Origin of the sequence: Ensifer sp. ENS03, from assembly GCF_014852035.1 — a bacterium.
Taxonomy (GTDB): Bacteria; Pseudomonadota; Alphaproteobacteria; order Rhizobiales; family Rhizobiaceae; genus Ensifer; species Ensifer adhaerens.
Genome location: NZ_JACVAV010000001.1, coordinates 477,923 through 491,660 on the forward strand (window position 1 = coordinate 477,923; position 13,738 = coordinate 491,660).

At 64.2% G+C, this 13,738-nt stretch carries 9 protein-coding genes; 4 read left to right on the forward strand and 5 right to left on the reverse strand.

Annotated elements, in window-relative coordinates; translation table 11 throughout:
- Positions 1 to 10: 10 nt before the first annotated feature.
- From IB263_RS02405 to IB263_RS02415, 3 genes are all read right to left on the reverse strand, one after another.
- Positions 11 to 415 (reverse strand): YbaY family lipoprotein, encoded by a 405-nt coding sequence (locus IB263_RS02405; protein WP_162251930.1) that lies wholly within the window; start codon positions 413 to 415, stop codon positions 11 to 13.
- Between the two features lie 11 nt (positions 416 to 426).
- Positions 427 to 1,635: an acetyl-CoA C-acetyltransferase gene (locus tag IB263_RS02410; RefSeq protein WP_034797134.1), complete on the reverse strand. Its 1,209-nt coding sequence runs from the start codon at positions 1,633 to 1,635 to the stop codon at positions 427 to 429.
- 72 nt (positions 1,636 to 1,707) lie between these two features.
- Positions 1,708 to 3,504, reverse strand: a complete 1,797-nt coding sequence (locus IB263_RS02415; RefSeq protein ID WP_192437503.1) for an acyl-CoA dehydrogenase C-terminal domain-containing protein — start codon at positions 3,502 to 3,504, stop codon at positions 1,708 to 1,710.
- Between the two features lie 481 nt (positions 3,505 to 3,985).
- On the opposite strand from IB263_RS02415, the gene IB263_RS02420 reads away from it, so the two are divergent.
- The 4 genes from IB263_RS02420 (at position 3,986) to IB263_RS02435 (ending at position 10,218) form a co-directional block, all read left to right on the forward strand.
- Entirely contained in the window at positions 3,986 to 7,801 is a 3,816-nt protein-coding gene (locus tag IB263_RS02420; RefSeq protein WP_192437506.1) for a peptidoglycan-binding protein, read from the forward strand.
- A 340-nt stretch (positions 7,802 to 8,141) separates the two neighbouring features.
- Positions 8,142 to 9,068, forward strand: a complete 927-nt coding sequence (locus IB263_RS02425; RefSeq protein ID WP_034797131.1) for a sulfite exporter TauE/SafE family protein — start codon at positions 8,142 to 8,144, stop codon at positions 9,066 to 9,068.
- Complete coding sequence (locus IB263_RS02430) at positions 9,068 to 9,868, forward strand: TIGR02186 family protein (RefSeq protein ID WP_060522335.1); 801 nt, start codon at positions 9,068 to 9,070, stop codon at positions 9,866 to 9,868. Before IB263_RS02425 ends, IB263_RS02430 begins: the two co-directional genes overlap by 1 nt.
- Positions 9,869 to 9,981: 113 nt before the next feature.
- Positions 9,982 to 10,218 carry an Lrp/AsnC ligand binding domain-containing protein gene (locus tag IB263_RS02435; RefSeq protein ID WP_034797129.1) on the forward strand — a complete coding sequence of 79 codons (237 nt, stop codon included), beginning with the start codon at positions 9,982 to 9,984 and terminating at the stop codon, positions 10,216 to 10,218.
- 51 nt (positions 10,219 to 10,269) lie between these two features.
- On the opposite strand, the gene pdeM is transcribed toward IB263_RS02435, so the two are convergent.
- Positions 10,270 to 10,995, reverse strand: a complete 726-nt coding sequence (gene pdeM / locus IB263_RS02440) for a ligase-associated DNA damage response endonuclease PdeM (RefSeq protein ID WP_060581904.1) — start codon at positions 10,993 to 10,995, stop codon at positions 10,270 to 10,272.
- Positions 10,996 to 11,109: 114 nt separating this feature from the next.
- Entirely contained in the window at positions 11,110 to 13,656 is a 2,547-nt protein-coding gene (locus tag IB263_RS02445; RefSeq protein ID WP_034797128.1) for a ligase-associated DNA damage response DEXH box helicase, read from the reverse strand.
- Positions 13,657 to 13,738: the final 82 nt, after the last annotated feature.

The following is a 13,738-nucleotide window of genomic DNA, read 5'->3' on the forward strand; positions in this document are numbered from 1 at the left end:
GTTCTCCCCCTCAGTAGAGAATGGGTTCGATCTGCAGCGAGACGTTCGATCCGCCGCTGTAACGTTGCTTGCTGGTGTTGGTGGCGATCAGCCGGCCGTCGCGCTCGACGCGGATGGTGAAGCCCGCGTCGACAGTCTTGTCGAGTTCGGGCTTCGGCACCTGCAGCACGAAGGGCACGCGGGTGGCCTTGCCGTCGCTGACAACCGAAGTCTCGGCGATCAGCTTGGCGGCGACGTCCATCACGCCCTGCTCTTCGAGCCGGATCGTGACGGTGCCGGCCGGAACCGGGCCGCTCGCGACATTGGAGATCGCACCGGTGAGCGTGAAGCTGTCGCCGCCTTCCTCCTCGTCGGAGACGCAGCCCGCGGCTGCAAGCAGCCCCAGGCCCATCACTCCGAGAAGGGTGCGGCGCATCACGTCCATCGTCAGACCCTTTCGATGATCGTGGCCGTGCCCATGCCGGCGCCGATGCAGAGCGTGACGAGCGCGGTGTTGAGATCGCGGCGCTCCAGTTCGTCGAGCACGGTGCCGAGGATCATCGCGCCGGTTGCGCCGAGCGGATGGCCCATGGCGATCGCGCCGCCGTTGACGTTGATCTTGTCGTGCGGGATGTCGAAGGCCTGCATGTAGCGCAGCACGACGGCCGCGAAGGCTTCGTTGAGCTCGAAGAGGTCGATGTCCGACAGCTTCATGTCGGCGCGCTTCAGAAGCTTCTCGGTGACGTCGACCGGGCCGGTCAGCATCAGTGCTGGGTCGGAGCCGATGTTGGCGAAGGCGCGGATGCGGGCGCGCGGCTTCAGGCCCATGCTTTCGCCGCCGGCCTTGGAGCCGAGCAACACGGCAGCAGCGCCGTCGACGATTCCGGAAGAGTTGCCGGCGTGGTGCACGTAGTTGATCTTCTCAATTTCAGGATGCGCCTGGATGCCGACGGCTTCGAAGCCGCCCATTTCGCCCGGCATCTGGAAGGACGGGTTGAGCGAAGCGAGCGCCTGCATGTCGGTGCCCGGACGCATGTGCTCGTCGCGGTCGAGGATGGTCAGGCCGTTCTGGTCCTTGAAGGGCACGACGGACTTCTTGAAATAGCCCTGTTCCCAGGCGTGCGCCGCACGCTTCTGGCTTTCGACCGCATAGGCGTCGACGTCGTCGCGGCTAAAACCGTACTTGGTGGCGATCAGGTCGGCCGAAACGCCCTGCGGCATGAAGAAGGCCGGCAGGTTGACCGAGGGGTCCATGAACCAGGCGCCGCCCGACATGCCGAGGCCGACGCGCGACATCGATTCAACGCCGCCGGCAATCACGATGTCGTCGGCGCCTTGGGCGATCTTGGCTGCGCCAAAGTTGACGGCGTCGAGGCCGGAGGCGCAGAAGCGTGAAATCTGCATGCCAGGCGCACGGGTCGAATAACCGGCTTCGAAGGCGGCAGCCTTCGGGATCACCGCGCCTGCGTCCATCACAGGATCGACGCAACCCATGATGATGTCGTCCACGGTCGAGGTGTCGAGGTCGTTGCGGTCACGCACCGCTTCCAGCATCTTGGCTGCCAGGCGAACGGACGGCACTTCGTGCAGCGATCCGTCCTTCTTGCCACGGCCGCGCGGTGTGCGCACGTGGTCGTAAACGAAGACTTTCGTCATGTCTCATCTCCCTTTCGGCAGCACCGTCAGGTGCTGCCCGTCAAAACATTTTAGATCGAACCCGCGGCGGGATTAGAAAGCGGCCGCATCGAGCGCCATCAGCGTGTCGGCGCCGGTTTCTATGCGGGCCTTGCGCAGGGCCGTTTCCGGCAGGATCCTTTCCATGAAGAAGGTCGCGGTGATCAGCTTGTTCTTCAGATAGTCTGCGCGCGCCGTTTCGCCAGAGGCAAGCTTTTCCTCGGCGGTCTTGGCGATCTTCGCCCACATGTAGCCAAGGACGACGAGACCGAAGAGGTGCATGTAGTCGGTCGAGCCGGCGCCGGCATTGTCGGGCTTGGCCATCGCGTTCTGCATGAACCACATGGTGGCCGCCTGCAGGTCGTTGAGGCCTTTCTTCAGCGCCTTGGTATAGGCGGCGAGCTTTTCGTTGCTGCGGTTTTCCTCGCAGAAATCGCCGATCTCCTTGAACAGCGCCATGACGGCGCGGCCGCCGTTGAGGCCTAGCTTGCGGCCGACGAGGTCGAGCGCCTGGATGCCGTTGGCGCCTTCATAGATCATCGCTATGCGGGCATCGCGGACATACTGGCTCATGCCGTGTTCTTCGATGTAGCCATGACCGCCGAACATCTGCTGCGCCATGACGGCATGGTCGAAGCCCTTGTCGGTAAGTACGCCCTTCAGGATCGGCGTCATCAGGCCGAGGAGGTCGTCGGCCGTCTGGCGGTCGGCATCATTGTCGGAGCGGTGGGCGATGTCGGACTTGAGCGCGGTCCAGAGCGTGAAGGCGCGGCCGGCTTCGTTGAAGGCCCTGATCGTCATCAGGGTGCGGCGCACGTCCGGATGCACGATGATCGGGTCGGCCTTCTTGTCCGGCGCCTTCGGGCCGGAGAGCGAACGGCCCTGGATGCGGTCGCGCGCGTAGTTGGCCGCATTCTGGTAGGCGATTTCAGCAATCGAAAGGCCCTGCAGGCCGACGCCGAGGCGCGCCTCGTTCATCATCACGAACATGGCGTTGAGGCCCTTGTTCTCCGTGCCGATGAGATAGCCTTCGGCCTCGTCATAGTTCATGACGCAGGTCGAGTTGCCGTGGATGCCCATCTTGTGTTCGATCGCGCCGCAAGAAACACCGTTGCGTTCGCCCGGCTCGCCGGCGGCATCAAGCTTGAACTTCGGTACAATGAACAGTGAAATGCCCTTCACACCCTCGGGCGCGCCCTCAATGCGGGCGAGCACCAGATGGATGATGTTGTCCGACATGTCGTGTTCGCCGGCAGAGATGAAGATCTTCTGGCCGGAGATCTTGTAAGCGCCGTTGCCGGTGGGCACTGCCTTCGTGCGCAGGAGGCCGAGGTCCGTCCCGCAATGCGGCTCGGTGAGATTCATCGTTCCGGTCCAGGTGCCGGCAACCATCTTCGGCAGGTAGGCCTGCTTCTGCTCGTCCGTGCCATGCACGAGGATCGCGGCGATCGCGCCCTGGGTGAGGCCCGGATACATGGTCAGTGCCATGTTGGCCGACGACATGTATTCGCCGACGGCGGTGTGCAGCGTATAGGGCAGGCCCTGGCCACCGAATTCTTCTGGCACGGCAAGGCCAAGCCAGCCGCCTTCGCGGTAGAGGCCGAAGGCTTCCTTGAAGCCCTTCGGCACGCTGACCGAACCGTCGTCGCGACGCTTGCAGCCTTCCTGGTCGCCGGAAAGGTTGACCGGAAACAGGGCTTCTTCGGCAAGCTTGGCAGCTTCGCCGACGATCGCTTCGATCATGTCGGGCGTCGCATCGGCAAATCCGGGCAGGTTGTTGTAGCGCTCGATGCCGAGCACGTCGTTCAGGATGAAGAGGGTATCGTCGACCGGAGCCTTGTAGATGGGCATTCTTTCCTCGCCTTTGGTGCTTCGGGCTGCCGTCTCTCGTCGTCGACGCCCGGTTGCAGGATGCCGGATGCGCCGCCATCCTCATTGATTCCAGGGCATCGTCTCCCTCCCGTGCTTCCACGGGACAGCGGGATGCTCCGGGGCGGTCTCGCATCGTTGGCCGGATGCTACAAAATTTTGACGTTTGCGTAAACGTCAAAAATTGCGTGTCGTGCAGTTTGGTGGCGTGTGGGGGAGGTCGGCGGCACCGCGGCGCCTCAACTTCGCACGATCCTGCCAAATCGTTAAAAAATCATCCGCAGGTTAACCGCTTGTTTACCACGTTTCGTGAAAGGTGCGTGTTGAGATGGTCAAAGCTGCAACCTGTCCTGGCGTCGCATCGTTGTAGTTTTGCCCGCGTCGGAAGCGCCACAGGGGTGAAGAAAGCAGTTTTCTTCCGTGACGACTTTCGAGATGGCCGACGACAGGGGCGAAGAACAACATGAGCGGATTGCGATCAAATCCTCAGCGCGCAGGCAGCCAGTCCTATAGCGAGCGGCCGTCGCTCGACGCCTTGAACCGCACCATCGAAGGATTGGAGGCGCGGATCGAAGGCCTGATGAGCGGCACGGCCCGCGACCCGGCGCCAAGGCCGCCCGAGCGCCTGCCCGCCCGCGAACCCGTGCGGGAAACGGCCTCGCCCCGCGATGCCGTCGCCGAAATCATGCAGCGCCAGCGCAGCCTCAGCACCTCGCGCGAGCGCCCGACGCTTCGCGACCGGATGCCGCAGCGCGAGCCGGAACGTTATGCCCCCGAACGCCCCGTCTCCGAGCGCTTCGTCGAAGAGCCGCGCCAGCAACCGCTTCACAGCCAACCTCCGCGGCCCGCCTCCGCGGTCAACGATATCGCCGAAGCGCTTGTCGGTTTGCGCCAGGACCTGAAGCGCGACATCACTGACGGCCTGACGCGCGAGATGAATTCGCTGCGCTCCGAAATTCGCGGCATCAAGGCGCAGGCGCAGGATCACAGCTTTGCCGAAGACGTGCGCGGCGACATGCAGCGCCTTGCCGACAGCATCCAGCATCTCGGCCGCCAGGCATCGCCCGCCCAGGCCGATGCGCTGCGCGGCGATTTTGACGACCTGCGCGCGATGATCGACGGTCTCGCGCGCGAAGACAGCATGCGCCGGATGGAAAACCGCTGGAGCGGTGTCGAAGACCGGTTGATCGCCTTTGATCAGAACCGCGACGACGAACTGGTCGCGCTCGCCTATCGCCTGGACGAAATCAAGTCGCAGATCGGCTCGCTCCAGGGAAGCTCCGCCGTCGACGCGCTGGAAGACAAGCTGATCGCCGTCGCCCAGGCGATCGAAATGCTCGGTCGCCAGATCCAGCCGGACGATCGCCGCCTCGTCTCGCAGTTTGCCGATCTCGACAGCCGTCTCGACGAAATCAGCCGCGCGATAGCGGCCAACACTCGCACGACGCCCGGACTGGATTCCGGCTTTGTCAATCGCCTGGAAAGCCGGCTTGGCGATCTCTCCCGCCAGATCGACAGCCTGTCGCGCCCGAACGACGGTGGGCTCGGTGCGCGCCTCGAAGCCTTGACCGTCCGGGTCGAGGATCTCGCCGGTGAAAAGGCGGCTGCCCGCTTGGAAGAGCGGCTGGACCAGCTGTCGCTGATGATGGAGCGCAGCAGCAGGACCGCGCAGTCAGACCTCAACGATTACCTGTCGGACATTTCCCGCAAGATCGAAGCTCTCGACCAGGGCAGCGTCAACGACGCGCTCGCCGAGCGGCTGGACTATCTCGCCCGCCGGATTGACGAGCTTGACACCCATGGCGCCCAGCCCGCGTCCGATCCGCGCTTCGACCGGCTGGAAGATCGCCTGGTCGGTATTGCGCAGCGTCTGGAAGAGACCTACGCCGCGCCGTTCGACGACCGCGCGGCACTTCAGAACCTTGAAGCCCAGATTGCCAACCTGTCGACGCTGGTCAGCCAGCCGCGGGCGGACGTCGCCCAAAGCGCCATGCCCGTCGACTACGAAAGCCGCATGACCGCGCTCGAGGACTATTTCTCGACCAGCGACGAGTACATCGTGGAAGCCGCGCGCCAGGCCGCCGAAGCTGTGATGGAAGCCTATTCCAAGAACGGCCCTTCGCAGGCCTCCGCCGGTGGCGATCTGGCAGCGATCTCGGCACTCGCCGAAGACTTGAGGACGCTTGAGGACTTGAGCCGCTCCAGCGAAGAGCGGACCGCGCGCACCTTCGAGGCGCTGCACGAAACGCTCGTCCACATTGCCGACAAGCTGGAGCGCATCGAAAACCGCGAGCCGGCAATGGCGGCGCAGCCTGCCATGGCGGTGGTGCGCGAAGCGGCTCAGATGCCGCGCGCCGTACAGCCGGAGTTCCACGACCCCTTCGGTGGCGGCGATCTTGATGATCGCTACGACGACCTGCAGCGCAATGTCCGTGCCCTCCAGGCAGAGGACCAGGCCGTCGCGGTTCAACCCGACGAACCGGCAACAGCCCTTGCCGACGATGCGCAGATTTCGACCGTCGAGCTCGAAGAAGAGCGCGAGCCGGCTGCCGCCGCCCGCACCGGCCTGCTCGCCGGCCTCACCCGGCGTTTTTCCGGCAAGCGCTCGGAACCGGCACCGGAACAGGCACGCAAGCTCGTCGAGCCGACCCCGTCGATCGATCCCTCCGAAATGCTCGCTCCGGAAGAAGCAAACCAGCTGCTCGAGCCGGGCTCCGGCGTTCCTGACGTGAAGAAGATCCTGGAACGCGTGCGCGCCGGGCAGATGAACAAGGCAGGCATCCAGCCGGCCGATGGCGACAAATCGGACTTCATCGCCGCCGCTCGCCGCGCCGCGCAGCTTGCCGTCGAAGAGACCGACACCCTCAACAAGACCGGCGACAAGGCCGCGACGTCCGGCATCGGCGGCGCCTTCGCCCGCCATCGCCGGCCGATCCTCATGGCCGTCGGCGCCGTCCTTTTGGCGATCATGTCCTACCCGCTGGTCAGCTCGATGCTGAACAAGGACGAGATGCCGGTCGAACCGGTCGCGGTCATCGAGCAGATGGTCACTCCGCAGGCAGCCGAGTTCAAGGCCGCCGACGACCATCTGGTGCAGGGCACGACCGTCGCGGCGCAGGAAGCACCGGTTACCGCGTCTGAGACGGCCGTTGCGACGCCGCTCGATTCTGTCGAAACGCCCGTGAAGCCTCCCGAGGCCTCGATCGCGGTGACGGCAACGACCGTGCCGACGACCACCTTTGCAACGCCCGAAGACAAGGCGCCGATGCTTGCGCCGGTCGCCGAAACGAAGACGCCGGTCACCGAGTTCCAGCCGGCTCCGGCCGCAGCGTCGCCGGTGGCGAACGCTTCGCTCGCCAGCGCGCCGGCCGATGGCGCCGAGATGACCCCGGCGACGACAGCTGCTGCCGCTGTGCCCACCGACGTCGTGTTGCCGGAAGGTTTCGGTCCGGTCGCGCTGGTGACCGCGGCCAAGGGCGGCGACCCGCTCGCCTTCTACGAAATCGCCGTGCGCTTCACCGAGGGCCGTGGTGTTCAGGAAAACATGGCTGAAGCCGCCAAATGGTATCAGCGCGCCGCCGATGCCGGTGTCGTGCCGGCACAGTACCGCCTCGCGACCCTTTACGAGAAGGGCACCGGCGTGACGCGCGACGCGGCGAAGGCGAAGGCGCTCTATATCGCTTCCGCTGGCCAGGGCAACGCCAGCGCCATGCACAACCTCGCGGTGATGCTGGCAAGCGGCCGCGATGGCGCGCCTGACTTCAACGAGGCAACGAAGTGGTTTGCGAAGGCGGCCGAGCTCGGCATCCGCGACAGCCAGTTCAACCTTGCGGTTCTCTATGCCCGTGGCAACGGCGTGCCGCAGGACCTGACGGAATCCTACAAGTGGTTCTCGGCGGCTGCCCGCGAAGGCGATCTCGATGCCGGCGCCAAGCGCGACGAAGTTGCCAAGGCGATGAAGCCGGAGCAGCTCGAAAGCGCCAAGGCCAAGGCGGAAGCCTGGAAGGCTGAGCCGGTCGACGCAAAGGCAAACAGCGTCGACGTTCCGGATGCCTGGGTTGGCCCGGCCAACAAGACCGCCAGCGTCGACATGAGCAAGGCGGTCCGCAACATCCAGGCGATCCTCAACAACAACGGCTTTGACGCTGGCAAGCCGGATGGCCAGATGGGCAAGAAGACCGTCGCCGCCATCAAGGCCTTCCAGAAGTCGGTCGGCCAGGAGCCGACGGGCGAAATCACCGAGCAGTTGGTCAAGGAATTGCTGAAGCGCAATTCCTGACCCTTGGGCCTTGCGCCGTAATAAAGCCGCAGAGCCGGGCGACACGGGTTGCGGGTGGCGCAGCCATCCGCCATGTGGCTGAAAAGGTTGAAATCTCGGGCTGCTGCATAATTCCTTAATCGGAATCGGGCTAAGGAAGAACCGATGCAGCAATCAAGGTCCGATTCGTGGCCTTGGCACGTCCTGGCGGAAGCGCAACGCTGCAGGAGTGCATGACGGAGGCCGCCTCGCCCTCGGGAGAGGTGCCGGCCCTTCGAATATTCCCTCAATCGTGGTGATTTGATTGCCACACTGACTGGTTCGCCCGCATCGCGGGCCGTTGGCATATCGAGGTCCCGGCGTGTCGATTTATCTGCCCATCGCAGAGTTGTCGGTGAACATACTCATCATTCTCGGTATGGGCGCCGCAGTCGGCTTTCTGTCCGGCATGTTCGGCGTCGGTGGCGGGTTCCTGATCACCCCGCTCCTGATCTTCTACAATATTCCTCCCGTCGTAGCGGTAGCGACCGGTGCCAACCAGGTGGTGGCCTCGTCGATTTCGGGGGCGATCACGCATTTCCGGCGTGGCACGATCGACATCAAGCTCGGCACGGTGCTCTTATGCGGTGGTCTTGCCGGCGCGACCGTCGGCGTCTGGCTGTTCTCGCTGCTGCGTCGCCTCGGCCAGCTCGACCTGGTGATCTCGCTGCTTTACGTCGTGCTGCTCGGCACCGTTGGCGGCCTGATGCTTTGGGAGAGCGTCGTCGCCATGCGCAAGGCGGCCAAGAACCAGCAGACGACCTTGCGTCGCCCTGGCCAGCACAACTGGGTGCATGGCCTGCCCTTGAAGATGCGCTTCAAGAAATCGAAGATCTACCTGAGCGTCATCCCGGTTGTCGCCCTCGGCTTCTGCATCGGCATCCTGACCTCGGTCATGGGTGTCGGCGGCGGCTTCATCATGGTGCCGGCGATGATCTATCTCCTGCGCATCCCGACCAACGTCGTCGTCGGCACGTCGCTGTTCCAGATCATCTTCGTTTCGGCCTACACGGTCATCGTCCAGGCTTCGACCAACTACACCGTCGATATCGTGCTCGCCTTCGTACTGATGATCGCCGGTGTCATCGGTGCCCAATACGGCGTACGCGTCGGCCAGAAGCTGCGCGGCGAACAGCTGCGCGCATTGCTGGCCTTGCTTGTTCTTGCCGTCGGCATCCGTCTGGCAATCGAGCTCATCATTCCGCCGAAGGACGTCTATTCGGTCGTATCCGCGGGGTTCGGTTTCTGATGATCCGCCTCGCCCGCACAGCTCTCGCTCTCCTTGTTCTGGCTTTCGCCGCCCCGGCGCAGGCAGCCATCCAGGACGAGAATGCCGACTTCACCGAGAAGCTGGAGATCGGCATCTCCACCGACGAGATCGCCATCACTTCCGATTTCCGCGGCGCCGACCTGACGATCTTCGGCGCCGTCGACGGCTTCGATCAGGGCCTGCTGGCCCAGGGGCGCTACAACATCGTCGTCAGCCTCGAAGGGCCCAAGGACAACGCGACGGTGCGTAAGAAGGAGCGCGTCTTCGGCATCTGGGTGAACACCAGCTCCATGACCTTCGAGCTGGTGCCTGAATCCTATTCGCTGTCGTCGACGCGCGATATCGAGACGATCGCGCCGCCCGGCGAGATGGGCAACATGGGCATCGGCGTCGACCACATGCGGCTGGTGCCGCTCGGCTTCGTGGGTGACGGCAGCAATCTCGGCGAATTCCGCAACGCCTTCCGCCGCATCCGCGAGACCAGCGGCGTCTACGAGCGCGATCCCGGCGGCGTGCAGTTCATCAGCTCCAGCCTCTTCAAGGCCTCGGTGCGCTTGCCGGCCAACGTGCCGAACGGCGTACATGTGGTTCGCGCCTATCTCTTCCGTGACGGCGTCTTCGTCGCCGCCAAGGCGCTGCCGCTGCGTGTCGTCAAGACCGGCCTGGAACAGTTCATCACCCAGGCGGCACACCAGCAGCCGCTGCTCTATGGCCTCATGGCCGTGCTGCTCGCCGTCATCACCGGCTGGGGCGCCAGCGTGATCTTCCGCAAGGAATAGTGACGGGCGATCTTCGCCGACGTTTCCTTTTGCGCGCCGGAGCGCTATGGAAAGGCATGCCGAATGCGTTTCATCAGCGCATGCCATGGCAAATAAAAAACAGAGGAAGCTCGATGAAACCGATTTTTGTCCAGTTGCAGTGCGCTCCCGGCAAGACCTACGAGGTTGCCGACGAGATCTACCGCAAGGAGATCGTTTCGGAGATGTATTCGACGAGCGGCGATTACGACCTGATCATCAAGGTCTATATCGAAGAAGGCCAGGACATCGGCAAGTTCATCAACGACAACATTGCCACGGTGCCGGGCATCTCGCGCTCGCTGACGACGCTGACCTTCAACGCCTTCTGATTACCGGCGGATCCCCGGCGCGGGAGAGCCGCGCCGTTTTCCCCGCCCTCTTCAGGCGATGAGATTGGCAAAGCGAACCGAATAGATCCGGTCGCGCCCGAGCATATGGGCGACAAGCTTGCTGCGGTCGAAGAGGCCGGTCATGGCCCGGTGCCTGAGATCGAGCCCGCCAGTGGTGACCCCGAAAGCTGGCATCAGCATGCGCGTGCCATCGGTCGCAAAACAGGCGCGGCGCACTGCTCTTTCCCGTCTTACCACCGTTGCTGCCGGATGCAGGTGCCCGGCGATCTCGCCGACGGCATCGCCGCGCTTCGGCTCGTGCCGGAAGGTCAGGCCCGCATGGCCAAGTTCGTCCATCGACGCGCCCGGCAGCCCGAAAGCGCCGTCCGGGTCGTGGTTGCCGTTGATCCAGACCCATTCGCGCCCATGCGCCATGGCGGCAATCATGTGGCGGAAATCATCGGGCATTGCCGCCGAACCGACGCGGTCATGGAAGTTGTCGCCGAGGCTGATGACGAACTTCGGGTCGTGCCGCGCGATCGCCGCTTCAAGCACACGCAGCGTCGCCAGCGTATCGTAAGGCGGCAAAAGCATGCCGCGGCGGGCAAAGGCGGAGCCTTTCTCCAGATGCAGGTCGGAGACGACCAGCGTGCCCGTCTCCGGCAGGTAGAGGCTACCGAGCGGATCGCAGATCGCGATGACGCCGTTGACGATTGTCTGGGCATGGAGGAGGGGGGCAGTCGTCTGAGCCGAGAGGGCGTGGGCGAGGCGGTGCATGGTCACGGTCTCGCACATTGTGTTGCGAGGATAATACCCCCCTCTGGCCGGCAGGCCAGAGTGGGGTAACCCGCCGACATCGACAGACTGCTCATTCTCGAAACCATTTTCCTATCAATCCACATCCAGACCGCCCATCGCCTCGTGGATCAGGTCGTCGGCGGCTTCCGACAGCAGGAAGTCCTGCGCTTCGCCCTGGACCATTTCCTTGCCGATCTCCAGCATGACGGGCACCGCCAGCGGCGAGATCCGGTCGAGCCGTCGATGCGTGATGTGGCCCTTGATTCGCTTCAGCATATCCCCGAGGCGGGCGATGTCCAAAAGCCCCGTCGCCGCATCGTTGCGGGTCGCTTCGAGCAGCAGGTGATCCGGCTCGTGCGCGTGCAATACGTCGTAAATGAGGTCTGCCGAGACCGTCACCTGCCGGCCGGTCTTTTCCTTGCCGGGATGGCGCTGGTCGATGAGGCCGGCGATGACGGCGCAGTTGCGGAAGGTCCGTTTGAGCAGGAAGGATTCGTTGAGCCAGGCTTCGAGGTCGTCGCCGAGCATGTCCTCGTCGAAGAGATCGGCAAGCGCGCCGCGCCTGAGCTCGAAGGTGGCCCCGAGGTCGTCGAGCGCCCAGACCGCCAGCGAGTAATCGGTGGCGACGAAACCGAGCGGTTTCAGCCCGGCGCGATCGAGCCGGCGGGTAAGCAGCATGCCGAGCGTCTGGTGCGCCAACCGCCCTTCGAAGGCATAGATGACCATGTAATGGCGGCTGCCGCGCGGAAAGGTCTCGATCAGAAGCTCGTCTTCGCGCGGCAGCATCGAGACGTCCTTCTGCAAGGACAGCCAGTCGCGCACCTGTTCCGGCAGCGCTGCCCGGCGCGCTGGATCGGCAAGCATCCTGCGGACCTGCTCGGCGAGATAGGTCGACAGCGGAAACTTGCCGCCAGCATAGCTCGGCACCTTGGGATCGAAGGTAAAGGCCTGGCTGACCAGGCACTCGTTTTCGCGGATGCCCTCGAAACGCAGCACCTTGCCGGAGAACATGAAGGTGTCGCCCTGGGACAGCATTTCGAGAAAGTACTCTTCGACCTTGCCGAGCGGCATGCCGCCGCGGCCAAGCGAGCCGCGGGCGTTGCGCTTGACCAAACGCACGTTCAGCATCGGCGATTCGACGATGGTGCCGACGTTCAGCCGGTACTGTTGCGCCACCAGCGGATTGGAGACGCGATAGAGCCCGTCCTTGGTCTTGCGGATGCGGGCATAGCGCTCGTAGGTCTTCAGCGCATAGCCGCCGGTCGCAACGAAATCGATGACGCGCTCGAAGGTCTCCCAGGCGAGCGTCGCATAAGGCGAGGCGGTGGTGATTTCATCGAACAATGCGAGCGGATCGAAAGGCGCGGCGCAAGCCATGCCGAGCACGTGCTGGGCGAGCACGTCGAGAGCGCCCTTGCCGACGGGTGGCGTGTCCTGCGCGCCGATGTAGTTGGCGTCGAGTGCGGCCTGGCATTCCATCACCTCGAAGCGGTTGGCCGGCACCAGGATCGCCTTCGACGGTTCGTCCATGCGGTGGTTGGCGCGGCCGATGCGCTGGGCAAGGCGACTCGCGCCCTTCGGTGCGCCCACATGCACGACGAGATCGACATCGCCCCAGTCGATGCCGAGGTCGAGCGTCGAGGTCGCAACGACCGCCCGAAGGCGGTTCTCGGCCATCGCCGCCTCGACTTTGCGGCGCTGGGCGACGTCGAGCGAACCGTGATGCAGCGCGATCGGCAGGTTGTCGTCGTTGATCGTCCAGAGCTCCTGGAAGAGCAGCTCCGCCTGGCTGCGGGTGTTGACGAAGAGCAGGGTGGTGCCGTGCTCCTTGATCGCTTCGTAGACATCGGCGATGGCGTAGCGTGCCGAGTGCCCGGCCCAAGGCACATGCTCCTCGGTCTTCAGAATGGAGATCTGCGGCTTGGCCCCGCCCTGGACCTGGACGAGACCGGCATGGTTGTGCGCGTCCGGCTCTTGCGGCGCCAGCCAACGCTGCAGATCCATCGGGTCAGCGACCGTTGCCGAAAGGCCGATCGTCTGCAGGCCGGGCGCCAGCCGGCGCAGCCGCGCCAGACCGAGGGAGAGAAGATGGCCGCGTTTGGAGGTGACGAGCGAATGCAGCTCGTCAAAGACGACGTAGCGCAGGTCCTTGAAGAAGCGTTGCGCCTCGCCGTTGGCGAGCAGCAGCGCGAGTTGCTCCGGCGTCGTCAGCAGAATGTCGGGCGGATTGAGTTTTTGTCGCTGACGCTTGGCGGTCGGCGTATCGCCCGTACGGTTTTCGACGCGCACAGGCAGTCCCATTTCGCCGACCGGTTTCATCAGGTTGCGCTCGATATCGACGGCGAGCGCCTTCAGAGGCGAGATGTAGAGCGTGTGGATGCCGACGAAGGCTGCGCCCGGCGGGATCTTGCCGCGCCGGGTGAGATCGACCAGCGAAGGCAGGAAGCCGGCGAGCGTCTTGCCAGCGCCGGTCGGCGCGATCAGCAGCGTGCTTTCCCCGGCCTCGGCGCGGGCGAGCAGCTCCAGCTGGTGCGCACGCGGCCGCCAGCCCTTCTCGCCGAACCAGCGCAGAAAGGGAGCGGGCAGGGTCAGGGCATCGCCCTGCGGCTCTCTGGAATCGATCCTGTTCACGGAGAACAAAGGTAGATCAAATCCGCCAAAAGAGAAGCCTGTCCGATGGGTGCAATCACAGGCATTGACTCGCGGTCTAATCATAGATAAA